The 22002-nt window shown below is 67.1% G+C and carries 22 protein-coding genes; 10 read left to right on the forward strand and 12 right to left on the reverse strand.

Features of this window, described 5'->3' with window-relative positions; all coding sequences use genetic code 11:
• Window positions 1-13: 13 nt before the first annotated feature.
• Window positions 14-796, reverse strand: a complete 783-nt coding sequence (locus ACFU4Z_RS24875) for a helix-turn-helix domain-containing protein (RefSeq protein ID WP_379066992.1) — start codon at window positions 794-796, stop codon at window positions 14-16.
• Between the two features lie 72 nt (window positions 797-868).
• On the opposite strand from ACFU4Z_RS24875, the gene ACFU4Z_RS24880 reads away from it, so the two are divergent.
• From ACFU4Z_RS24880 to ACFU4Z_RS24895, 4 genes are all read left to right on the forward strand, one after another.
• Entirely contained in the window at window positions 869-1849 is a 981-nt protein-coding gene (locus tag ACFU4Z_RS24880) for an alpha/beta hydrolase (protein ID WP_379066994.1), read from the forward strand.
• Window positions 1850-1881: 32 nt separating this feature from the next.
• On the forward strand, window positions 1882-3714 hold the full coding sequence (locus tag ACFU4Z_RS24885; protein ID WP_379066996.1) for an ABC transporter ATP-binding protein: 1833 nt from the start codon (window positions 1882-1884) through the stop codon (window positions 3712-3714).
• Entirely contained in the window at window positions 3711-5423 is a 1713-nt protein-coding gene (locus tag ACFU4Z_RS24890; RefSeq protein ID WP_379066998.1) for an ABC transporter ATP-binding protein, read from the forward strand. The genes ACFU4Z_RS24885 and ACFU4Z_RS24890 overlap by 4 nt, the downstream gene beginning before the upstream one ends.
• A gap of 419 nt (window positions 5424-5842) precedes the next feature.
• Complete coding sequence (locus ACFU4Z_RS24895) at window positions 5843-6583, forward strand: SDR family oxidoreductase (protein WP_379067000.1); 741 nt, start codon at window positions 5843-5845, stop codon at window positions 6581-6583.
• A 171-nt stretch (window positions 6584-6754) separates the two neighbouring features.
• Here ACFU4Z_RS24895 and ACFU4Z_RS24900 read toward each other — a convergent pair whose 3' ends face one another.
• Window positions 6755-6910: a hypothetical protein gene (locus ACFU4Z_RS24900; RefSeq protein ID WP_379067002.1), complete on the reverse strand. Its 156-nt coding sequence runs from the start codon at window positions 6908-6910 to the stop codon at window positions 6755-6757.
• Window positions 6911-7228: 318 nt separating this feature from the next.
• Here ACFU4Z_RS24900 and ACFU4Z_RS24905 point away from each other — a divergent pair, with 318 nt between their 5' ends.
• Together ACFU4Z_RS24905 and ACFU4Z_RS24910 are read left to right on the forward strand one after the other, a co-directional pair.
• Complete coding sequence (locus ACFU4Z_RS24905) at window positions 7229-7375, forward strand: DUF1059 domain-containing protein (protein WP_328402905.1); 147 nt, start codon at window positions 7229-7231, stop codon at window positions 7373-7375.
• A gap of 214 nt (window positions 7376-7589) precedes the next feature.
• Complete coding sequence (locus ACFU4Z_RS24910; RefSeq protein ID WP_379067004.1) at window positions 7590-7949, forward strand: hypothetical protein; 360 nt, start codon at window positions 7590-7592, stop codon at window positions 7947-7949.
• Here ACFU4Z_RS24910 and ACFU4Z_RS24915 read toward each other — a convergent pair.
• Window positions 7890-8906, reverse strand: a complete 1017-nt coding sequence (locus ACFU4Z_RS24915) for a DMT family transporter (RefSeq protein ID WP_379067006.1) — start codon at window positions 8904-8906, stop codon at window positions 7890-7892. The genes ACFU4Z_RS24910 and ACFU4Z_RS24915 overlap by 60 nt on opposite strands.
• Before the next feature lie 38 nt (window positions 8907-8944).
• Here ACFU4Z_RS24915 and ACFU4Z_RS24920 point away from each other — a divergent pair, with 38 nt between their 5' ends.
• On the forward strand, window positions 8945-9475 hold the full coding sequence (locus tag ACFU4Z_RS24920) for a CGNR zinc finger domain-containing protein (RefSeq protein WP_379067008.1): 531 nt from the start codon (window positions 8945-8947) through the stop codon (window positions 9473-9475).
• An 89-nt stretch (window positions 9476-9564) separates the two neighbouring features.
• Here ACFU4Z_RS24920 and ACFU4Z_RS24925 read toward each other — a convergent pair whose 3' ends face one another.
• From ACFU4Z_RS24925 to mptB, 9 genes are all read right to left on the reverse strand, one after another.
• Entirely contained in the window at window positions 9565-9705 is a 141-nt protein-coding gene (locus tag ACFU4Z_RS24925; RefSeq protein WP_379067010.1) for a hypothetical protein, read from the reverse strand.
• Between the two features lie 238 nt (window positions 9706-9943).
• Window positions 9944-10816 carry an LLM class F420-dependent oxidoreductase gene (locus ACFU4Z_RS24930; RefSeq protein ID WP_379067012.1) on the reverse strand — a complete coding sequence of 291 codons (873 nt, stop codon included), beginning with the start codon at window positions 10814-10816 and terminating at the stop codon, window positions 9944-9946.
• Window positions 10817-10936: 120 nt separating this feature from the next.
• On the reverse strand, window positions 10937-11809 hold the full coding sequence (locus ACFU4Z_RS24935; protein WP_379067014.1) for an aldo/keto reductase: 873 nt from the start codon (window positions 11807-11809) through the stop codon (window positions 10937-10939).
• A gap of 225 nt (window positions 11810-12034) precedes the next feature.
• A complete protein-coding gene (locus tag ACFU4Z_RS24940; RefSeq protein WP_379067017.1) occupies window positions 12035-12619 on the reverse strand; it encodes a TetR/AcrR family transcriptional regulator in 585 nt (194 codons plus the stop codon).
• Window positions 12620-12625: 6 nt separating this feature from the next.
• Complete coding sequence (locus ACFU4Z_RS24945; RefSeq protein WP_379067019.1) at window positions 12626-13318, reverse strand: type 1 glutamine amidotransferase domain-containing protein; 693 nt, start codon at window positions 13316-13318, stop codon at window positions 12626-12628.
• 229 nt (window positions 13319-13547) lie between these two features.
• The gene (locus ACFU4Z_RS24950) at window positions 13548-14522 is read right to left on the reverse strand and encodes a heme A synthase (RefSeq protein WP_379067021.1); all 975 of its coding nucleotides are present in this window, start codon (window positions 14520-14522) and stop codon (window positions 13548-13550) included.
• Between the two features lie 68 nt (window positions 14523-14590).
• Window positions 14591-15382 (reverse strand): ABC transporter permease, encoded by a 792-nt coding sequence (locus tag ACFU4Z_RS24955; RefSeq protein WP_379067023.1) that lies wholly within the window; start codon window positions 15380-15382, stop codon window positions 14591-14593.
• Window positions 15379-16311 carry an ABC transporter ATP-binding protein gene (locus tag ACFU4Z_RS24960; RefSeq protein WP_379067025.1) on the reverse strand — a complete coding sequence of 311 codons (933 nt, stop codon included), beginning with the start codon at window positions 16309-16311 and terminating at the stop codon, window positions 15379-15381. Before ACFU4Z_RS24960 ends, ACFU4Z_RS24955 begins: the two co-directional genes overlap by 4 nt.
• Window positions 16308-17990: a polyprenol phosphomannose-dependent alpha 1,6 mannosyltransferase MptB gene (mptB, locus tag ACFU4Z_RS24965; RefSeq protein WP_379067027.1), complete on the reverse strand. Its 1683-nt coding sequence runs from the start codon at window positions 17988-17990 to the stop codon at window positions 16308-16310. The genes ACFU4Z_RS24960 and mptB overlap by 4 nt, the downstream gene beginning before the upstream one ends.
• A gap of 510 nt (window positions 17991-18500) precedes the next feature.
• Between mptB and ACFU4Z_RS24970 the strand changes: the two genes are divergently transcribed.
• From ACFU4Z_RS24970 to sufD, 3 genes are read left to right on the forward strand one after another with little or no spacing between them, the layout of a single operon-like run.
• A complete protein-coding gene (locus ACFU4Z_RS24970; RefSeq protein ID WP_379067030.1) occupies window positions 18501-19322 on the forward strand; it encodes a helix-turn-helix transcriptional regulator in 822 nt (273 codons plus the stop codon).
• Window positions 19319-20755, forward strand: a complete 1437-nt coding sequence (gene sufB, locus ACFU4Z_RS24975; RefSeq protein ID WP_379067032.1) for a Fe-S cluster assembly protein SufB — start codon at window positions 19319-19321, stop codon at window positions 20753-20755. The genes ACFU4Z_RS24970 and sufB overlap by 4 nt, the downstream gene beginning before the upstream one ends.
• Window positions 20755-21966, forward strand: a complete 1212-nt coding sequence (gene sufD / locus ACFU4Z_RS24980) for a Fe-S cluster assembly protein SufD (RefSeq protein WP_379067034.1) — start codon at window positions 20755-20757, stop codon at window positions 21964-21966. Before sufB ends, sufD begins: the two co-directional genes overlap by 1 nt.
• Window positions 21967-22002 lie beyond the last annotated feature (36 nt).

Genomic DNA, 22002 nt, shown 5'->3' on the forward strand with positions numbered 1-22002 from the left:
ATTGATCGAAATATCAAGGCGCAGAAGAGGTTCCGAGATCAAATCGGATACCGGAGCGCAGCACTCCGGTGGCGGACATTCCGAACATGTGGTGGAAGGTTTCGCTGAAATGGGACGGGGTGGCGAAACCGGCGTCGGCGGCGGAGCAGGTGAGATCGCGGCCGGTCGCGACGTCCCGGAGCGCGTGCATGACGCGGGTCCACCGCTGATACCCGCGGAACGTGGTACCGGACTGCTGGGTGAACAAGCGGAGGAAGTGGGTGGTGGACAGGCCCAGATTCGCGGCGATCGTCTCGGCTCGGAAGCTGCGATTCGGGTCCTGGCGGATCGCGGCGGCGACCCGTTCGATCCGTGGGTCGGCGGCCGGTGCGTGACCAGCTGTGGCCTGAGCGAAGATTCGGTCCGGATCCACGTCATCCGCACGGCACAGCTCGATGAGCTCCCGTTCCCGTCGGTGGCCGAGTCCGTATGGCCCGACGGTCGCGGTCATCTCCTCCGCGATGCCGGTGGCCGGCGCACCCGCGGTGTCGACGAACAGCAGCAGGATCCACGCCTCGGGGGCGACGACGCGGTGTACCGCGCGGGCGGGTGCGAACGAGCTGCCGGTGCGGATGTCCCCATGTGCGGCGGTCTCCAGCACGAACGGCCCTTCCAAGCCGACGCTGAGCACCGCCACCGACGGCGAATGCGGGTCGACGCCGAGCTCCGGCCCGAGGTAACCGGTGTGACCCGTCCGCATCCACACCACCGGCGATTTCGCCGGACCGCATATTTCCGAAAGCGCACCCACGGTCACAGCTGCCAGGGTAGCGCTACGCCGCCCGAAGACAGCGGCCGACGAGCACCACGAAGAGCCAGAGGATACATCATGCGAGGCAAAGTTCCACTGCGAGTTCGGATTCTGACCGCACTCACGACCGCACCGGACTGGGATTCGATCACCCCCGATCAGGTCATCGAATTGCGCGAAGCGCAGTACCGCAAGCGCCGGTCCGCAGTCGGCGGGCTCGTCACCGGTAAGCCCGATCGTGGTGCGCGAATCACGACACACGCCCTCGATCTCCCTGGTCGTCGGCTGGATATCCGGGTATACCAGCCCGAGCGGGGAGGGTCGGCGCTGCCGCTGATCGTCGCGTTCCACGGCGGCGGATTCATCGGTGGCGCGCCGGACCAGGACGACTGGCTCCTCAGTCACCTGGCGGCCGGTATTCCAGCCGTGGTCGCCTCGGTCGACTATCGGCTGGCGCCCGAGCATCGCGCGCCCGCACAGGTCGAGGACGCTTACGATGCCGTACTCCGCCTCGTCGAGCTGGCCCCGATGTGGGAAGCCGATCCCGCTCGGATCGCACTGCTTGGTTCGAGCGCGGGAGCCACCCTCGCGGCTCTCACCGCGATCAGGGCGAATGAACTCGGACTGTCGGTGCGCAGCCAGGTGCTGATCAATCCGCAGCTCGACTGGACCGCGCGCGCCTTCGAGTATCCCTCGTTCACCGAGAACGCGGATGCCCCGACCGCGACTCCGGCCAATTGCCGCGCGGTGCAGCGCATCGCGCTTCCCGACGCGTTCGACTCCCGTTCGATTTCACCGCTGGATAGCGGCAACCTCGCGGGACTCGCCCCGGCTCTCATCCAAGCCGCGGGTCTGGACCCACTGGAAGATCAGGCTCCGGCCTACGCCGAACGCCTGCGACAGGCGGGAGTCGACGTGACGCTGACCCGCTACCCGGAAGCGGTGCACGCCTTCCTGAGCATGCCGTCGGTGGTCTCCGCGGCCCGGCCCGCACGCGCCGAAATCCTCGCCCACCTGCGCAGCCATCTACTGGAGCGCTCGGGCATACCGACGCAGTAGAACCGCGCCGAGATTCACGCAGAGGGAGAGCGATGACCACCACCGACCTTGCCGAGGCGAGAGCGCAGTCCACACCATTGTCAGGGGCCGATTCCGCGGCGGGACAGAGCGTTGCGGGGTTGCTGCGCCCGTACCTGGGGAGTTTCGCCACCGTGATGATCCTCCAGGTCATCGGCGCTGTCGCGGGTCTGGCCCCGCTGCTGGCCGTCGTCGAATTGGGCCGAACTCTGTTGTCGCCCAATCCGATCGATCACGGTCATGTCTGGATCGTCGTGATCGCGGGTGCGGTCGGCTTGTTCGTCCGACTGCTGTTCACGGCAGCATCGTCCGGAATCGGTCACCTTCTCGACGGCAGGGTGGAACTGTCGTTTCGCCGGAAACTGGCCGCGCGGCTGGGGCGCGTACCGATCGGCTGGCTGTCCGGTCGCCGCACCGGCGAATTGGCGAAGGTGGTCGGGGAGGACGTGAGTGCCGTGCACCCGCTCATCGCCCATGCGCCCGGCGAGCTTGTCTCCGCGTTCGGGGTGCCGTTGATATCGCTGATCTACCTGTTCACCATCGACTGGCGGCTCACGATGATCACGATTATTCCGGTGGCGCTGTCGATTGCGCTGATCCCGTTGATGATGACCCCGAAGCGCCAGAGCGAGCAGGTGGATCTCGATGCGGCCATGGGGCGGATTTCGAATGCGGCCATCGAGTTCGTGCAGGGCATCGCGGTGGTCAAGGCATTCGGCGGCGGCGAGCGCGCGCACCGGAAATTCCGCACGGCCACCAACGATTTCACCGACTCCTTCCTCCGGTGGGTGTTCGGTCTCGCCCCGATCGCCGCAGGGCTCGCGCTGGTGCTGTCGCCGCCATTCGTGTTGCTGGTGGTATTGATCGGCGGCACGGTTCTGATCACGAATGGTTCGCTGGCTCCGGCGGACCTGCTGCCGTTCCTGCTGCTTGGGCTGGGAGTGACTGCCCCGATTGCGGCTCTGGGCCACGGTTTCGACGATCTGCAGGCCGCCCGGCGCGCGGTCGGCCGTATTCGGGACGTGCTCGCCGTGCCGTCGCTGCCGGAGCCCGCGCGCCCGGTCGCACCACAGGGGCATCGGGTGGAACTGCGTGACGTCCGATTCGGCTACGAAGCCGATCGCGAGGTGCTGCGCGGGATCGACCTGGTGCTCGAGCCTGGCACGGTCACCGCGATCGTCGGTCCGTCGGGAAGTGGCAAATCCACGCTGGTTCAGCTGTTGCCGCGGTTCTTCGATCCGTCCAGCGGTTCGGTCGCCCTGGGTGGAGTCGATCTGCGCGAGCTCGGCAGCCGTGCGCTCTACCGGATGGTTTCCTTCGTCTTTCAGGATGTTCGTCTGTTGCGCGCCTCGGTCGCGGACAATATCGCGCTGGCGGTGCCCCGTGCCGACCTCGATGACGTAGTTCGCGCCGCCCGGATGGCGCACATCCATGATCGGATTCTCGAGTTGCCGCGTGGATACGATTCGGTGATCGGTGCCGACATCGAGCTGTCGGGTGGTGAGGCGCAACGGATTTCGCTCGCCCGCGCCCTGCTGGCCGACGCGCCCGTGCTGGTGCTCGACGAGGCGACCGCCTTCGCCGACCCGCAGACCGAACAGGCGGTGCGCCAGGCTCTTTCGACGCTGGCCGGCGATCGAACGGTACTGGTCATTGCCCATCGCCTGGAGACGGTCGCGGACGCCGACACCGTCGTGGTGCTGGAGAACGGGTCGATCGTCGAGCGTGGCAGGCCCGCCGAACTGGTGGCGCGGAATGGAAAGTTCGCCGAGTTCTGGCGATCGCACCGATCCGCGATCACCGATGAGATCGAAGCCCCTGTACTGCGAGGAGATGAGCTCCGATGATTCGAATGCTGCTGCACGTGCTGGGACACGAGTACGCCCAGCCTATCCGTCGCACCATGACGTTGATGACGGTCACCGCCGTGGTCGAAGGATTGTCCTACGCACTGCTGGTTCCGGTGCTACGGGCACTGTTCGGGAGTATGCCCGAGGACGCCTGGCCCTGGCTGATCGCATTCGGCGGCGCGGTCGCGGTCTACGCGGTGTTGCGTTACAGCAGTGATCTGGCCGGTTTCCGCGCCGCGGGGGCGATGTTGCGGGGTGTGTATCACCGTTTCGGTGATCATGTGGCCCGATTGCCGATCGGTTGGTTCACCGCCGGTCGCGTCGGCGAGGTGTCGGTGCTGGCGAGCCGGGGAATCCTGCAGGCGATGAGCGTGATCGCGCATCTGCTGGCACCGTTCATCTCCGCCGCGGTGACTCCGCTGACGATTGTCGTGGTGATGTTGGCCTTCGATTGGCGGATGGGGTCGGCCGCCTTGGTCGCCGCACCCGTGGTGGCGGCCATCCAGATCTGGACCGGCCGGGCGATGGCCGCCGCCGATACCGAGCGCATCGAACGCGGTGATGAGGCCGCCGGGCGAGTCATCGAATATATCCAGGCTCAGCCGGTGCTGCGGGCGGGCGGGCGGACTGCCGAACGCTTCGGGTCGCTCGACGACGCGCTGTCCGGACTCCACCGTGCGTCCCGCCGTTCGACCCTGTCCGCGCTGCCCGGCGTGGTGGGCCTGACGCTCACGGTGCAGGCAGTGTTCACCGCGCTGCTGGGCATGGGCGCCTACCTCGCGCTCTGCGGGAACATTGGTGCGGCAGAGGTTTTGGCGATTCTGGTGCTCACCGCGCGCTGCGCCGATCCGCTGTTGTCGCTGGTGGATATGAGTGGCAAACTGCGCGCCGCGCGTTCTGAGCTGGCCAGGCTCGACACAGTGCTGCGCACCGAGCCGCTCCCGGCTGCCCGCGAACTGATCCAGCCGGTGCACTATGACCTCGAGTTCGAGTCCGTCACTTTCCGGCACGACGCTCGCACGGTGATCGATGGCCTGTCGTTGTCCGTATCGGCGGGACAGCGGCTTGCCGTTGTCGGACCGTCGGGTGCGGGTAAGAGCACATTGCTGCAGCTGCTCGCGCGGTTCCACGACGTGGACGCGGGCGCGGTGCGCGTGGGGGGTGCGGACGTGCGCGACATCAGCACCGAGGTGCTGATGTCGCAGTTCGCCATCGTCTTTCAGAATGTCTATCTCTTCGACGGCACGATCGAGGAGAACGTGCGTCTCGGCCGCCCCGACGCCAGCGAAGCCGAGGTGCGGGCGGCGGCGACCGCGGCGCGGCTGGAGGAAGTGATCGAGCGACTGCCCGGCGGCTGGGCGACGAATGTCGGCGAGGGCGGCGCACTGCTGTCCGGCGGTGAGCGCCAACGTGTTTCGATCGCGCGAGCGCTGCTGAAGGATGCGCCCATCGTGCTGCTGGACGAGGTGACCTCCGCGCTGGACCCGGTCAACGAGGCGGCCGTCCACGCGGGTATCGAGCGTCTGATGGCAGGCCGGACAGTGGTCATGGTGGCGCACCGACTGCGCACCGTCCGACGCGCCGATCGCGTCGCCTTCCTGGACGGCGGCCGGATCGTGGAGGAAGGCAACCACGAGGAGCTACTACGCCGCGGCGGCCGTTACGCCGATTTCTGGAACATTTCCATGGCACCCGTAGCCAGGTAAGCGACCCGGCACAGGGCCTCTCGGTGGCGGCAATGTGGTGTGGAAACCTCAGTCGTACCGGGAGTCCCGCTCTACGGCAGGTATCACACGCCGACCTGCCGCTCGGTCGCTCCCCTCCGCAGCCTTCAGGGCAGCGTAGGACGGCTTTCGGCTCGCCGACAGCGTGGCACTCGGGGTCTACCCCGACATGACGTCGCAGGGCTCTAATTCATCGACTTCTGACAGAACACATTCCGCCACCTGTTTGCTGGTGGGATGCTGTAAGCGTGGCAAGGTAGTCGACCACTCGTACCGACGGCCGTGGGAAAGGGTCGGATCGACGTCGGGCCGCCGCAGTGAACACGACTTCGTATATCAGTGCAATCGACCTCGATGAACCTCCGGCATGCCCAGGTGGCACGCCGTGAAAGGTGAGAACCATGAAGCTCATAGTCATCGGCGGTACCGGACGGATCGGCTCCCAGGTGGTACAGAAGCTGACCGCGGCCGGACACGAGGCCGTCCCCGCGGCACCGTCCACCGGTGTCGACCTGATCTCGGGGAATGGCCTGGACAAGGCGTTGGAGGGCGCCGACGTCGTGATCAACCTGGCGAACTCGCCGACCTTCGACGAGGCGTCCCTCGACTTCTTCCGCACCTCCATGACGAACCTGCTCGCCGCAGGAGAGAGTGCCGGTGTCCGGCACCAGGTCGTCCTCTCGATCGTCGGGGTGGATCAGGTGCCCCAGCTGGACTACTACCGGGCCAAGGCTCTGCAGGAAGACCTGCTCCGGCAGGGGCCGACGCCGTACTCCATCGTGCGTGCCACCCAGTTCTTCGAGTTCATGGACGCGGTCTTGTCCTGGACCTCCGACAGCGCCACCGTGCGCCTGCCCGCCACCCGCCTCCAGCCGATGGCCGCCGCTGACGTCGTCGACGCGGTCGTCGAGGTCTCTACCGGCGCTCCGCTGCGAGGGATCTGGAACGTGGCAGGCCCGGACGTCTTCCCCCTCGACGAACTCGGCAGGATCACCCTGGCGGCGCAGCACGACAGCCGGACCGTCATCACCGACGACACGGCCGGCATGTTCGGGGCCGTCACCGGCGATGTGCTCACCGCCGGACCGGACGCGCACTTGGCGCCCACGCACTACCGGGACTGGATCCAGAAGGCCCACTGACCAGGGGTCCCGGCTCCCGCTTCGGGCAAGGCCGAGACGCGCGCCTTCCACTGCGAACATCGACATTCGAACAGGTACATCCGATGCCGGAGTTCGCCGATCAACCGGGTCGGAATTCGGGCAGCACTCGCCCTCGCCGGTCCGCACGCTCATGCCACGTCGGGTGCGTTGTCAGCGGCTGCCCATGCGGGCGAGCTGATCGAGCAGCAGTACCACTGCGGCTACCGCGAGTGCTACCGCGACTCCGGAGTGGCCGTCGGCGCGCCCGTAGTCGATGGCCAGCCCGGCGGCCAGCGCCAAGACGGCGAATGCGAGGACGCGCTTCACAGATCCAGTGTGACCGAAAGCTGTCGGTCCTCGATCGGCGGTGCGGTGGGCCGGGTGTTTCCGGTATTCATGGGATCATTCGGCTCCGCTCGTCATTGCGATCATGTCCAGCAAACGACCGAGGATGCCGAATGCAACCAGGCCCTCATCGCCGAGGCGGCCGCATACGTTGTTGCCACCCTCGATCGACCCCGGACGGGCGGGCTTCTGGCCGAACGCTTGCCTGCGGTCGAGCCGGTGGGCCAGGGTCGGCGGGGTTGCGCAACGCCGCGCTGGGACCGCACGCCTAGACTCTCGACCGAGAAGGAAGGACAGCTGATGAAGCGAAACCTGAACTGCCCCTGCGGGGAAGCCATCGTCGGAACCGACGAGGACGATCTCGTCGAGAAGACGAAGGCTCATCTGGCCGCGAACCACCCGGGCCACGAGTACTCGCGCGACGAGATCCTGTTCATCGCTTACTGATCGATGACGGTGCTGCGGCCCGCGTTTGGAAAGTAGTGGGCCGTATGGCGATGGCCAAGTGCTCGCCATCCGAGAACAGGGCAGCGTCGGCGGCGACCACGGCACAGCTGCGGTGACGCCCGCGGTGACGTTCTCCGATTCGGTGTGCCACAGACACGCAGCCGGACGCGCTCGTTCGCACTGCTCATGACCACCCACCCCCTACGCTGCTGTGGTGATCACACTAGGTTCGCGGGCGCGCAGGCTGCCCGCGCCTCCGCACGTTGTGTGGGACTCGCTCACGCAGCCGCGTCGGCCTGCTACTCGGTCGTGGCTGGATCTGCTGCCCGACGAAGTCGAGCCCAGCGTCCTCGAGGCGCAGCGACCCGGCAGCGTCGTGTGGTCATCGCTGTGGCCCAGCAGGCCCGCCGACCGGGTGCACTTCGAGCTCACAGCTGTCCGGAACGGTGAGACCTTGCTCCGGTTCACTGTGCTCACATCGGACGAAGCGCCGGACCAGAGCAAGGTCGGACACTTACGACGTCGGCTCAATCACCTGCTCTTCGCGAATCTTCGCTTGTCCTACGGACAGTGATTGCGCGTCGCCGGAGTCGGAGGCGCCGGTGGGTTCGCCCCGGCGGACGACCACGACGCCGGTGAGGATGAGCGCGCCGCCGAGGAGTTGGATCGGGCGGGGGGCCTCGCCGAGGAGGGCCCAGGCGAAGGTGAGGGCGGCCAGGACTTCGAAGAGGGCGACGAAGGACGCCAGGCGGGAGCCGAGAAGGCGGGTGGCGGCGATGCCGGAGACGTAGGCGAGGGCGGCGGTCACCACGCCGAGGGCCAGGACCGGTGGCCACCACGCGATGGTGAAGTCTTGGAAGACAACGGGATTCGTGGTTGCGTGCAGGGGGACGATGCCGATCGCGCCCGCTGCCAGCAGGCCGAGTCCGCCGATGAGGAGTCCGCCCGCGGCGAGGACGGTGCCAGGAAGCGTGCCGTCGCCGTGGGCGGAGAGAATGAAATAGGCGGCCGCCCCGATCATGGCGGCGAGGGCCCACGCGATGCCGACCCAGCTGGTGGTGAGGCCGGAGCGCAGATCGATGACCAGGACGAGACCGGCGGTACCGAGCACGGCGCCCGCGACCGTCGCCGCGCCGGGGCGTTGGCGATGGCGCAACCACAGCCAGCTCACCACCGCGATCGGGGCGGTGTATTCGATGAGCAGTGCCACTCCGACTTCCATATGGGCGACCGCGTTGAAATACGCCAGTTGGGTGCCTGCGACGGCGAGCAGTCCATAGGCGGTGATCAGGGCGGCGTTGCGGCGCAACAGCTGCCAGTCGCCGCGCAGCTGCACCGCGGCGATCGGCACGAGCACGGCAGCGGCTACGAGCACGCGGACGGCCACCACGGACGCCGAACTCCATCCCGCGTTCATCAAGCCGCGTGCCAGTGGTCCGGAAAGCCCGAACGACGATGCCGACAGCACCGCGCAGATCAGTCCGGAGCGCAGTCGCCGCTGTGCGGCACTGTCATGAGTCATCGTCGCCATGAGTAATGACGCTAGAATCGAGTTGGTAATATGTCAACATGACATTTGCTCATGACACCGAAGCGGCGCTGCTTGCGGCGGTGGAGTTGGTGAACTCGGCGGAGGAGCCGGACACATTGACTGAGATCGCCCAGCTCGATGAGTTTTTCGTCAAACATGTCTATACCGGTGTGCACACCGGCGACGACGCGGAGCTGGGGGCGGTGCGTGCATTGCGGGCGCCACTACGTCGGATGCTCACCAGCGACCGCGGCACGGCAGTCCAGCTGGTGAACGAGACTTTGGCGAAGCATCGGGCGGTTCCGCAACTCGTCCGGCACGGTGATATCGACTACCACATTCACGCGGTGCCCGCGGAGGCTCCGCTGCCCGTCCGGATCGCCGTCGAGACCGCGATGGCGATGATAGATCTGATCCGTTCCGACGAGCTGAGCCGACTGTCCCTCTGTGCCGACAGTATGTGCGCGGGCCTCGTTCTCGACCTGTCTCGCAACAGATCTCGCCGCTATTGCAGCACCGCGTGCGGAAACCGAAACGCCGTCGCGGCCTACCGCGCCAGGAAGAGATAGTCCTCAGCCGGTGGCTCCGGTCTATCCGTCTCTCCCGGACTTCATGCCCGGGAGGGCGGACGTCACGCGCGGGACCGCTTCGTGGTCGCCTACTTTGGCAGGTCGAGATCCACCTGGCCGTTTTCCTTGACGGATGCCCGATTGAGATTCATTGCAGGAAGCAGTGATTCGCGGGCGATGGACGTAAGAGCGCCGGCTTGCTGGATGATCTCCGCCAATGCCGAGGTCACCCCCTGCGGCCCGCACCTCGATCAATACCTCGCCGAGGTGGTCCGGCCTGATCACCGTTGTCACGCGTGCGATCTTGCCGATCACGTCCGTCGCCACCAACACCTCCGACCCCACCGCGGTTCGACTTCTTCACGGTAGACCTCGCGAACTCCGAAACCGCTTCCCGCACTCGGTCTTTACGGTTCGCTTACGGCCGAATGTACGCCGTCTGCGCTGACGAGTTCTGCGCGCGGAGTGCTACTCGGCAGGAGGCAGATGATCCGCGCAGGCAGCAGCGTAGGTGTTCAGTAGCGCGTGGGTTTCCGCAGCGGGCAGCGCGTCGAGGTTGAAGATCACTCGGTGCACACCGAGTTCGGCCAGTCGGTCCACGACGAGCGCGGCGTCATCCGCGGACACAGCGGTGGTCACGACCACGGAAACCACTCTGGGTGCACGGCCCAGGTGCGCGGCGAGGTTGTCGAGCTCGGCGATGCGGTGCGCCAGCTTATCGATGGCCCCGACCGAGGACACGAACGGCATCCAGCCGTCGGCGTAGTCGACCACGCGCTGGAGCACGGTGGGGCCCATGCCGCCGATGAGGACGGGCGGGTGCGGTCGCTGTAATGGTTTGGGCCACTGGAACACCGGATCGAAATCGACGAATTCGCCATGGAATTCCGCCTGCTCCCGCGTCCAGAGTTCCTTGATTGCCAGGACCCGCTCGCGCAGTAGCCGTGTCCGTGATCCCGGACGGGTGCCGTGGTTGCGGATCTCCTCGAGATTCCACCCCGCGCCGACGCCGAGCTCGAATCGGCCGCCGCTGATCCGGTCGAGGGTGGCGGCCTCTTTGGCCAAGATGATCGGATCACGTTGGGTGACAAGAGCAATCGCAGTCCCGATCCGCACTCGTTCGGTGACCGCCGCGATGGCCGACAGTGCGACGAAGGGGTCGAGTGAACGGAAGTAGGCGCGCGGCAGTTCGCCGGAGCCGTAGGGTGTGCGCCGCGCGACCGGAATGTGGGTGTGCTCGGCCAGGAAGAGTGCCGCGAAACCACGTTCTTCGACGCCGGTGGCGAATTCGGCCGGGCTGATGCCCTCGTCGGTCAGGAACGTGCTGAACCCGATTTCCATGCGTGCTCCCGGTGGCTGCGGATTGATCCCAGGTAGTAGACCGCAGGTCGCACTGCGCGCGGGAAGCGGGCGCCCATTCGCGGGGGCGGCGTCGATCGGCGCCGCCCCGGCGAACGTCGGTCAGACCGAGTCGGTGAGCGCAGCGAATTCCGCATCGGAGAGCGTGATCGTCGCTGCCGCGGTGTTCTCCTCGACGTGCCCGACACTGGAGGTGCCGGGGATCGGCAGCACGACAGGGGAGCGGCGCAGCAACCAGGCCAGTGCCAGCTGAGACGGGCTCGCGCCGTGCTCCGCGGCGAAGGTGTCGAGCGGACCGCCGGGGCGGGCGAGCTCGCCGGTTGCGATGGGGAACCAGGGAATGAAGGCGATGTTTTCGGCCGTCGCGTAGTCCAGCACATCTTCGGCCTTGCGATTGGCGAGGTTGTAGAGGTTCTGCACCGAGACGATGTCGGCGATCTCCCGAGCTTGCTTCAGCTGTTCGACGGTCACTTCCGAGACCCCGATGTGGCGGATCTTGCCTTCTCGCTGTAGTTCGACGAGCGCACCGAGCTGATCGGCGAGCGGGACGGCCGGATCGATACGGTGCAGCTGGTAGAGATCGATCTGTTCGAGCCCGAGGTGGCGCAGGCTCAAATGCAGTTGCTGGCGCAGATATTCGGGCCTGCCGACCGGCCGCCAGTCGCCGGGGCCCGACCGCGTCAGACCGCCCTTGGTGGCGATCACCAGATCGTCGGTGTAGGGATGCAGGGCGAGCCGGATGAGGCTCTCGCTGACGAACGGTCCATAGGAGTCCGCGGTGTCGATGAAGTTGACGCCGAGCTCGACCGCGCGGCGCAGGACGCGAACGGCTTCGGCCGGGTCATCGGGGTCGCCCCAGACGCCGGCACCGGTGATCTGCATGGCGCCGTACCCGAGGCGATTGATCGGCAGGTCGCCGCCGAGCGCGAAGGTGCCCGAGGCGTCGGCCGGGCGAGACGTTGTCTGTGCGGTCATACGGTAACTCCCTGATCACGTCGTTGATTCATCGAATGTCGCGCGCACGTCGTGGTGTGGGGCGGCGCGGATGGCGCGTTCCACCATTGCGGGCAACACCTCAACCGCCCCGGATATGCCCGGCGGCGCCTTCGGCGGGCACGCATCGTCCGCGCCTGCGCGGACGGCATCGCCGCGGACGGGGTGGATAGTGCATTGGCTCCAGCACGCTGGCGCACCGGCTCGCTAGCCACGCACCCGCGATCGGACCGGGCTGGTCGCGGCGAGCTCGACATCGGCTGGAACACCGAGCCCGGAAACCGCGGCGCCGACGGCCGGGCGCAGCAGTTCGGTGCGGTCGGCGGCGATCAGTCCGACGAGCACGGCCAAGCAGATCTGCGCCGCGTCGTCGGGACTCGGTGCGGCCGCCTCGGCGAACACCGCTCTGAGCAACGCGAGCAGCTCAGTGGTGAAGCCACGGCAGATGTCGCCGCTCAATCGTGTGTGCTCATCGAGCAATTCGGCGGCGTGCGGGGAGTCGGCGAACGGTCCGGTGGCGAGATCGAGCTTGGCCGTGAGGATTTCGTGCACCCGTTCGGCGACGGGCGCGTGCTCGGCCGCGGCCTGGCGTGCCCGCCGCAGCGCTCGGTCGTGCAAGCGCGCGCTCAGGCGGCGGACAGCGTCTTCTTTGTTGTGCACGTACTGATAGACCGCCGACCGCGACATACCCATCTCGCCGGCAATGTCGTCCATCGTGGTGCGTCGAACGCCGTAGCGCGCAAGGCAGCGCGCCGTGGCGTCGAGCACCTCGTCGGTCCGGTCGGCGGCCACCGTGCTTCAGCCCAATGCTTTGACCAGCTCGGCCGCCAGCGGCGCCGACGATGCCGGGTTCTGGCCGGTGTAGAGGGTGCGATCGACCTCGATGTGCGGAGCCCACGGCGCGCCCTCGCGGAAGTCGACACCCAGGTCGACGAGCCGATCCTGCAGCAGCCACTTGGCCTTGTCCGCGAAGCCGGCCTGGGTCTCTTCGGCATTGGTGAAACCGGTGACCCGGTAGCCCGCGAACGGTGAGCTGCCGTCGACGGCCGTGGCGAGCAGGGCGGCCGGAGCGTGGCAGACAACGCCGAGTGGCTTGCCCGAGGCCAGCGCCGCGTTGAGCAGCTCGCCCGATTCGGCGTTCACGGCCAGGTCTTCCATCGGGCCGTGTCCGCCGGGGTAATAGACGGCGTCGTAGTCGGCGAGTTTCACCTCCGCCAGCCGGATGGGCTGCCGCAGCTCGGTCGCCGCGTCCAGCACCGCCGCAATCGCGGCCGCACCCTCCTGGCCGCCGTTCACCTCGGGTGCCAGGCTGCCCTTGTCGACCGTCGGCACCACACCGCCCGGGGTGGCGACCACTATCTCGTGGCCGGCGGCCTTGAACGCTGTGTACGGCGCGACCACCTCTTCGGCCCAGTAGCCGGTCGGGTGTTTGGTTCCGTCGGCCAGCGTCCAATAGTCGACGCCGGTCATGACGAAAAGGATCTTCGACATCAGTTGCCTCCTGATCGGGGATTCTGTCGACGTGCTGACAGTTCGTATCCAGATCGTCAGTCCGTCGCTAGGACAACGGTAGGCAGCGATTCATCGGGGCACCAATAGGATCGACTATAAGAGACATCGAAATCCTGATGGCTCGGCGAGATGCGCTCGAACCGCCCACAGCTCATCGGGCAAGCAGCGATGAACAGGGATGCGGCGAGCGAGCTCGCGGCTCGGCGTCCTACGCGGACCGAGCGGCGGATTCCGGCAGTGTCGCCGAGACGTGTTCGCGGGTGCGCAATGATGCCCAGAGGGCGGCCGTGGCGGCGGTGCAGGCGGCGGCGCCACCGACATGGATCGCGACGAGAGCTGCGGGCACGTCGGTGAAGTACTGGACGACGCCGATCAGCGACTGCGCGCCGACCAGGCCGAGCAGCACGAACAGCCGGGAGCGGACGGCGGGCGTGATGCCGACCGCGAACAGCCCGAAGGCCAAGCCGATCAGCAGAGCCAGGTAACCGACAAGCAGTTGCGAATGCAGGTGCACCAGGGTGACGATCTCGACCTGCAGGCGTTCGACCTGGCGCTCGATGCTTTTGTCGCCCGCGTGCGGACCGGCACCGGTGACCAGGGTTCCCGCGACGAGCACGGCGGCGAGGGCGACGCCGCTGAGTGCGGTGAGCCAGCGCAGCGGGGCGGGGGCCTGGATCACTTCGATGCCGTCGTCGGGTTCGCTGACCTTCGCGAACATCACCACCGAAACCCAGACCATGAGCATCGACGCGAGCAGGTGCACAGAGACGGTCCACCACAGCAGGCCGGTGCGGACGGTCATGCCGCCGATGATCGCCTGCAGGACGGTGCCGCCCGGCATCAACCACGCGTAGACCAGCACCTCGCGGCGGCGGCGGGCGCGCGTGACGGCCAGCACGATGAGTCCGGCGCACAGGGTCACCGCGAACGACAGCAGGCGGTTGCTGAACTCGACGGTCTGATGCAGGACCGGGACCTCGGAGACGCCGATCGGGGTGAAGCTGCCGGGAAAGCATTGCGGCCAGGTCGGGCAGCCGAGACCGGAAGCGGTGACGCGCACGATCGCGCCCGTGACCGCAATGCCTGCTTGCGACAGGATGACGGCGACCGCGATCCAACGCTGCGCCTTCAGTGAGGGGAGCGGAAGCTTGTCGACGAGTCGCAAAAATGCGCGATACAGCACGCGAACGATGGTAGCGGCAGCGGGGCGGGGCGATTCACCCGGTCTACTACGTGGTGTCGTTGTGTGGCTCAGTCGAAGCGGAAGAAACGGGTTGCCAGGAGCGCGGACACCGCGCCCCACGCGGTGAGGACCGCGATGCCGAACCAGTCGACGCTGCTGCGCATCGCGTCTTCGAGAGTGACCGCCAGCGCACCCGAGGGGACAAGCCTGGCCAGCACGTTCACCACGGTCGGCAGATCGTCGGAAGCGAAGACGATGCTGGCGACACCGAGCATCACGAACCACAGGATATTGGCGAGAGCGAGCACGATTTCCGCCTTGAGGGTGCCGCCGAGCAGCAGCCCCATAGCCGCGAAGGTCGCGGTGCCCACGGCGATCACCAGCGCGCCGAGCGCCAGTCCGCCGAGATCGGGCCGCCAGCCCAGCGCGAAGCCGATGACGCCGAGCAGGATGGCCTGCAACACCACCACGATCAGCACCGCCGCGCACTTGCCGCCGACGATGCCCCAGCGGGGCAGCGCGGTCGCGCCGAGACGTTTGAGCGCGCCGTAGCGACGATCGAAGCCGACCGCGATGGCCTGCCCGGTGAACGCGGTGGACATCACGGCAACCATCATGACCGCGGGCACGAGCTTGTTCACCCGGTCGTTGCCGAGGTCGCCGAAGGGCAGCAGGGACAGCCCGACCAGCAGCGTGATCGGGATGAACATGGTCAGCAGCAATTGTTCGCCATTGCGCAGCAACAGGATCAGCTCGAGTCTGGTCTGCGCACGCATCATGGAGACCCAGCCGTTGGGGCGCGGGTCGGGGGTGAAGGTGCCGGGCGCGAATCGGTTTCCGGCGAGATCGGGCTGGTTCATCCGCGTAGGTCCCGTCCGGTGAGTTCCAGGAAGACGTCTTCGAGGCGGCGCTGGTCGATCCGGATATCGGTGGCGAGCACGTTGACCCTGGCGCACCACGCGGTCACTGTCGCGAGCACCTGCGGATCGATCTCGCCCTCGACCAGGTAGCAGCCCGGCGAGGTCTCACGCGGCGAGAAACCTTCCGGCAGTGCCGTTTTCAACAGTTCGAGATCGAGTTTCGGTGGGGCGGAGAAGCGTAGCTGTCCGGCGGCGCCGTGCGCGGTCACCTCGGCGGGCGTGCCGGAGGCGACGATACTGCCGTGATCGATGATCACCAGCTGGTCGGCGAGTTGTTCGGCCTCGTCCATCAGGTGGGTGGTGAGCAGGACGGTGACCCCGTCGCGGCGCAGCGCGTCGATCAGCTCCCATACGATCAGCCTGGCCTGGGCGTCCAGGCCCGCGGTCGGTTCGTCGAGGAACACGATCTCGGGCTTGCCGACCAGCGCACAGGCCAGCGCGAGCCGCTGTTGCTGCCCGCCGGACAGACGGCGATATGGGGTGCGCCGGTTGTCTTGCAGGCCAAGGGTTTTCAGCAGCCAATCGGGGTCGATCGGGTCGGCGGAGTAGGCCGCGACCAGGTCGAGCATTTCGCCCGCCCGCGCGCCAGGGTAGGCGCCGCCGCCCTGCAGCATCACGCCGATACGTGGCCGAAGACGATCGGAGTCGGCGATCGGATCCAGGCCGAGCACCCGCACCGACCCGGCATCGGGCGTCACGAAGCCTTCACACATTTCGACGGTCGTGGTCTTGCCCGCGCCGTTCGGGCCGAGCAGTGCGAGCACCTGCGCCCGCTCGACATCGAAGCTGATCCCGTCGACCGCGGTGGTCTCGCCGTAACGCTTGACGACGCCGTCGATGCGCACGGTGGGTCCGGAGGCTACGGTCACGATGAGACACCGTAGGACGTCGGCTGCTGTGACGGAGCCGACACCCCCGACTGACCGCGCCACGGCAGCGCATTGCGGGTGACCACGATGAACAGCAGGCACACGATCACGGTGACGATCGCCGAGCCGACGATCTGGAAGACCTCGAACTCCCCGCCGCGCGGCATCTGCAGCACGCTGACGATCGCCGAGAACAGGATGGCGGGCACGCGGAATATCGGCCGGGTCGCCCACGCCGCCAACGGCACGATCGCCCACAGCAGATACCAGGGCTGCACCACCGGGAACAACAGCACGATGGCGCCGAGCGAGACACCGAGCGCACCGACCGGATGTAATCGCCCAGTCCCGGTGGCGACCAGCATGCGCACCGTGACAAACGCCGCGACCACTGCCGCGATCGGCCGGGTGATGCTCAGCATCGCGGTGGTGTGGTCGCCGAGGCCGAGCAGCACGCCGCCGAATCCGGTGACGATACCGACCGCGGTGGGCAGCGACATCCAGCTGCGCACCGCGCTCGCGGTGTTGAGCGTATGGACCCAGCCGAACCCGAGGCCGCTCAGTGAACTGATCACAGCTGTCGTGCTGAGGGCGATCGCGCCGAGTAGCGCGGCGGAGATGACGAGCGAGCGCATACCGCCGCCCCATTTGCGGGCCAGCGCGACCCAGACGAATCCCATGGTGACAATCGAGGTGATCTTGATCGACGAGGACAAGGTGATGACCACCGCCCCGCCGATCAACAGCGCGTAGGCCCGTCCGTCGAACGGTTCGATATCAATCGCGCGCAGGCAGAGCTCCAAGCCGGCGAGCATCAGCCCGAGCATCAGCGCGTCGTTGTGCACGCCGCCGACGAGATGGAACAGCACCAACGGGTTGGCCGCGCCGAGCCACAGCGCGCTCACCGGCGCCACCCCGCAGCGCGCCGACAACCGCGGCAGCGCCCAGACGATCAGCGCGACTCCGGCCAGCGCGAGGATTCGGTGCATCCAGACGCCCATGATGATGTTGTCGCCGGTCAGCGCGGCGATGCCGCGCCCCATCCACAGGAACAGCGGGCCGTACGGTGCCGGCGTCTCGCGCCAGATGTTCGGGACATTTCTCGTCAGCACATTGTCGTTCCCGAGCGCCTGGGCCGGCCCCATTTCATAGGGGTCGATGCCGCGCGCGGCGATCTCGCTCTGTGCCAGATAGGAATACACGTCGTTGCTGAACATCGGCGGCGCGATACACAGCGGCAGGATCCACAGCAGCAGCGTGCGGTCGAGCTGCGAGCGGGTCAGCCGGTGCAGGGGCGAGCCACCCAGGCCGCCGACCGCGAAACGGCCGAGCAGCAGCCACGCGAGCACCACCATCGTGGTGCCGACCATGCACACCGCCAGCGACCCGGTGTGCGCGCGCCCGAAGATCGCGATGATGCGGATGCCCGAGGTGGGATTCTGCAGCACCGGCTGGGCCCCGACGCCGAGCGCGCTGATCACCATCAGCACCGTCCCGGTCGCGCCGAGCAGGCGGATCCGATCGAGCTGCGCCATCTCCCGGCGGTCGAGCTCCGGGACCTCTGATTCATCGCGATGCAGAACCGCGACGACAGAGTGATCGGCGGCAGGCGCGTCGAGTCCGAGTACCCGGCGTCCGAATGCCTTGGTGCTGCGCCGCGCGCTGTCGAGTACCGCCACGAGACGAAGCCTAGAGGAATGCGGGTGCCCTCACCGTGGCGGACGGCAGCCGCCGATCTCGGGCCGTTGACCGGCGCCGGTGGCGCGGAATTGGCGGCCTGGTTTCGGCTTGTCGCGCTGCGCGGGATCTCGGCAGGCGGCGGTCGATCGTCGGGGCGGACCGGTGTAGCGCGCGGTCGCACCAGCCACCGGTGGGGAGCCCGAGCAGGATGCTGTGGCCGGTGTCGCCGTGATCGTCACCGAGTGATCGAACGGACGTCGGCGAATATTCGGATACCGGTGATTCCCACTCGCCGAATCCTTGTCCTCACTGGTCATTGCTCGGATGTTCAGCAGCGTGACGCAGTGTGATCGGTCACAGGTGCGACCTCGCAATTCTGCTAGCGAACATCTGGCTGTCGAAGAATCGCGTGATTGTCGGGCTCGCGGGGGTTCATCGGCAGGTCACGAGCACCCTGGGTCAGGGCACCCTTATTAGATTCCGGGAAGGAATTCCGTCACACTGGTGTTGTGAAAACCGTGGGTTTGCCGCATGACGAGGACTCCGGGGCCGGTCGCCGCACCGGCGCCGCGTCGTCGGCCGCGCCCGCGACCCTCGTCCCGAGCGGTGAGGGGCATACGCGGGCAGCCATCGTCCAACTGCTGCTGGAAGACGGACCGATCACCGCGACCGCCATCGGAACCAAGCTGGGCTTGACCCCGGCCGGGGTCCGTCGCCATCTCGATGCGCTCATCGACTCCGGTCAGGCCAGGGCCAGCCGGTCGGCGCCCTGGCAGCAGAAGGGCCGCGGTCGGCCCGCCAAGCAATACCAGCTCACCTCCGTGGGCCGTGGCCGGTTAGGGCACGCCTACGACGACCTGGCCGGCGCGGCCATTCGGCAGCTCGGCGAGATCGGCGGCGACCAGGCCATCACCGAGTTCGCGCGCAAGCGGGCGCGCACCATCGTGGCAGGCATCGAGCCGGTCGGTGAGCACACGCCGGAGACGACCACCGCGAAGGCGGACGAGATCGCCGAGGCGTTCACCGACGCCGGTTTCGCCGCGACCACTCGCAAAGTGGGCTCTGGCGTGCAGATCTGTCAGCACCACTGCCCGGTCTCCCACGTGGCGGAGGAATTTCCGCAGCTGTGCGAGGCCGAACTGGAGGCTTTCCGGGACCTGCTCGGAACCCATGTGCAGCGGCTTGCGACGATCGCCAACGGCGATTGTGCGTGCACCACCCACGTGCCGCTGTTGGTTCCCCCTATTACCGATACGAAGTCAGCTTCTCCATCAACCGCTGCACAGCCCGCAGCGGGACGTACGAACGACTCCGGAAGGAGTGCCGAATGACGACAACCACCGACCAGGTGCAACCGCTCACTCAGGAAGAGACCATCGCTTCACTGGGCAAATACGGTTACGGCTGGGCCGATTCGGATGTGGCCGGTGCCAGCGCGCAACGAGGCCTCTCCGAGGCGGTTGTCCGCGACATTTCGGCGAAGAAGAGCGAGCCGGACTGGATGCTGGACTACCGCCTCAAGTCGCTGCGCATCTTCGATCGCAAGCCCATGCCGAACTGGGGCTCCAACCTCGATGGCATCGACTTCGACAACATCAAGTACTTCGTGCGTTCCAGTGAGAAGCAGGCCGAGACCTGGGAAGACCTGCCCGAGGACATCAAGAACACCTACGACAAGCTCGGCATCCCCGAGGCGGAGAAGCAGCGCCTGGTATCCGGTGTCGCGGCACAGTACGAGTCCGAGGTCGTCTACCACTCCATCCGCGAGGACCTGGAGAAGCAGGGCGTCATCTTCCTCGACACCGACACCGCACTGAAGGAGCAGCCGGAGCTGTTCCAGAAGTACTTCGGCACCGTGATCCCGGCCGGCGACAACAAGTTCTCCGCGCTGAACTCCGCCGTGTGGTCGGGTGGCTCGTTCATCTACGTACCGCCGGGCGTGCACGTCGACATCCCGCTGCAGGCCTACTTCCGGATCAACACCGAGAACATGGGTCAGTTCGAGCGCACCCTGATCGTCGTCGACGAAGACGCCTACGTGCACTACGTCGAGGGCTGCACCGCGCCGATCTACAAGTCGGACTCGCTGCACTCCGCGGTCGTCGAGATCATCGTGAAGAAGGGCGGCCGCTGCCGCTACACCACGATCCAGAACTGGTCGAACAACGTCTACAACCTGGTCACCAAGCGGGCCAAGGCCGAGGCGGGCGCGACCATGGAGTGGGTCGACGGCAATATCGGCTCCAAGGTCACGATGAAGTACCCGGCGGTCTGGATGACCGGTGAGTACGCCCGCGGCGAGGTGCTCTCGGTGGCGTTCGCCGGTCCGGGTCAGCACCAGGACACTGGCGCGAAGATGCTGCACCTGGCGCCGCACACCTCCTCGACCATCATCAGCAAGTCGGTGGCGCGCGGCGGTGGCCGGGCCTCCTACCGCGGCCTCGTTCAGGTCAACAAGGGCGCGCACGGCTCCAAGTCGACCGTGAAATGTGATGCGCTGCTTGTCGATACGATCAGCCGCTCGGATACCTACCCCTACGTCGACATCCGTGAGGACGACGTGACGATGGGCCACGAGGCCACCGTGTCGAAGGTGTCCGAGGACCAGCTGTTCTACCTGATGAGCCGCGGCATGACCGAGGACGAGGCAATGGCGATGGTGGTGCGCGGGTTCGTCGAGCCCATCGCCAAGGAACTGCCGATGGAATACGCACTGGAATTGAACCGGCTCATCGAGCTGCAGATGGAAGGGGCCGTCGGCTGATGGCGACTGGCGTTGTTGGAGCGGTCGAGGGCGAGAACCCTACGGCCAAGCCGATTCAGAACCCGGGCGCCGGCTCCGCGACCAACAAGGGTGAGGTGTTCACCTCCTACGACGTGAACGCCTTCGAGGTGCCCTCCTCCAAGGACGAGGCGTGGCGGTTCACGCCGTTGCGTCGACTGCGCGGCCTGCACGACGGCACCGCGGTGCGCGACGGACAGGCCACGGTCGAGGTCAGCTCGGTCGCCGATGTGAAGGTGGAGACCGTGGCGCGTACCGACTCTCGCCTCGGCGAGGCCGGCGTGCCGTCGGATCGCGTTGCCGCCCAGGCGTACTCGGGCTTCGAGTCGGCGACCATCGTGTCGGTCGATGCGGAGACCGAGGTCGCCGAACCGGTGATCGTCACGGTCACCGGTCCCGGCGAGGATAAGACCGCCTACGGTCACCTGCAGATCCGGCTGGCCAACTTCGCCACGGCCACTGTGGTCATCGACCAGCGCGGCAGCGGAACCTACGCCGAGAACGTGGAGTTCGTGCTCGGTGACAGCGCGAAGCTGACCGTCGTCGCGGTCCAGGACTGGGCCGACGACGCCGTGAATGCGACCGCGCACCACGCGCTGCTCGGCCGCGACGCCACGCTGCGCCACATCGCGGTCACGCTCGGCGGTGACCTGGTTCGCCTCAGTGGAACCGTCCGCTACGCAGGCCCCGGCGGCGACGCCGAACTACTCGGCCTCTACTTCGCCGACGCGGGCCAGCACTTCGAGCAGCGCTTGCTCGTCGACCACTCGCAGCCGAAGTGCAAGTCGAACGTGCTGTACAAGGGTGCGCTGCAGGGCGATCCGCATTCGCCCAAGGGTGACGCCCGCACCGTGTGGATCGGCGATGTGCTGATTCGTGCGGCCGCCGAGGGCACCGACACCTTCGAGGTGAACCGCAACCTGGTGCTCACCGACGGCGCGCGCGCAGACTCGGTGCCGAACCTGGAGATCGAGACCGGCGAGATCGTCGGCGCGGGTCACGCGAGCGCTACCGGCCGTTTCGACGACGAGCAGCTGTTCTACCTGCGCTCCCGCGGTATTCCGGAGGATGTGGCGCGACGCCTGGTGGTGCGCGGCTTCTTCCAAGAAATCATCCAGAAGATCGCGGTCCCCGAGATCCGGGAGCGGCTGGAGTCGGCCATCGAGGCCGAGCTCGCCGCTGTCGGCGTCTGATCCCGAACCACTTACCCCCACAAAGGAACTCGAATT

Source organism: Nocardia sp. NPDC057440, from assembly GCF_042802915.1.
GTDB lineage: Bacteria > Actinomycetota > Actinomycetes > Mycobacteriales > Mycobacteriaceae > Nocardia.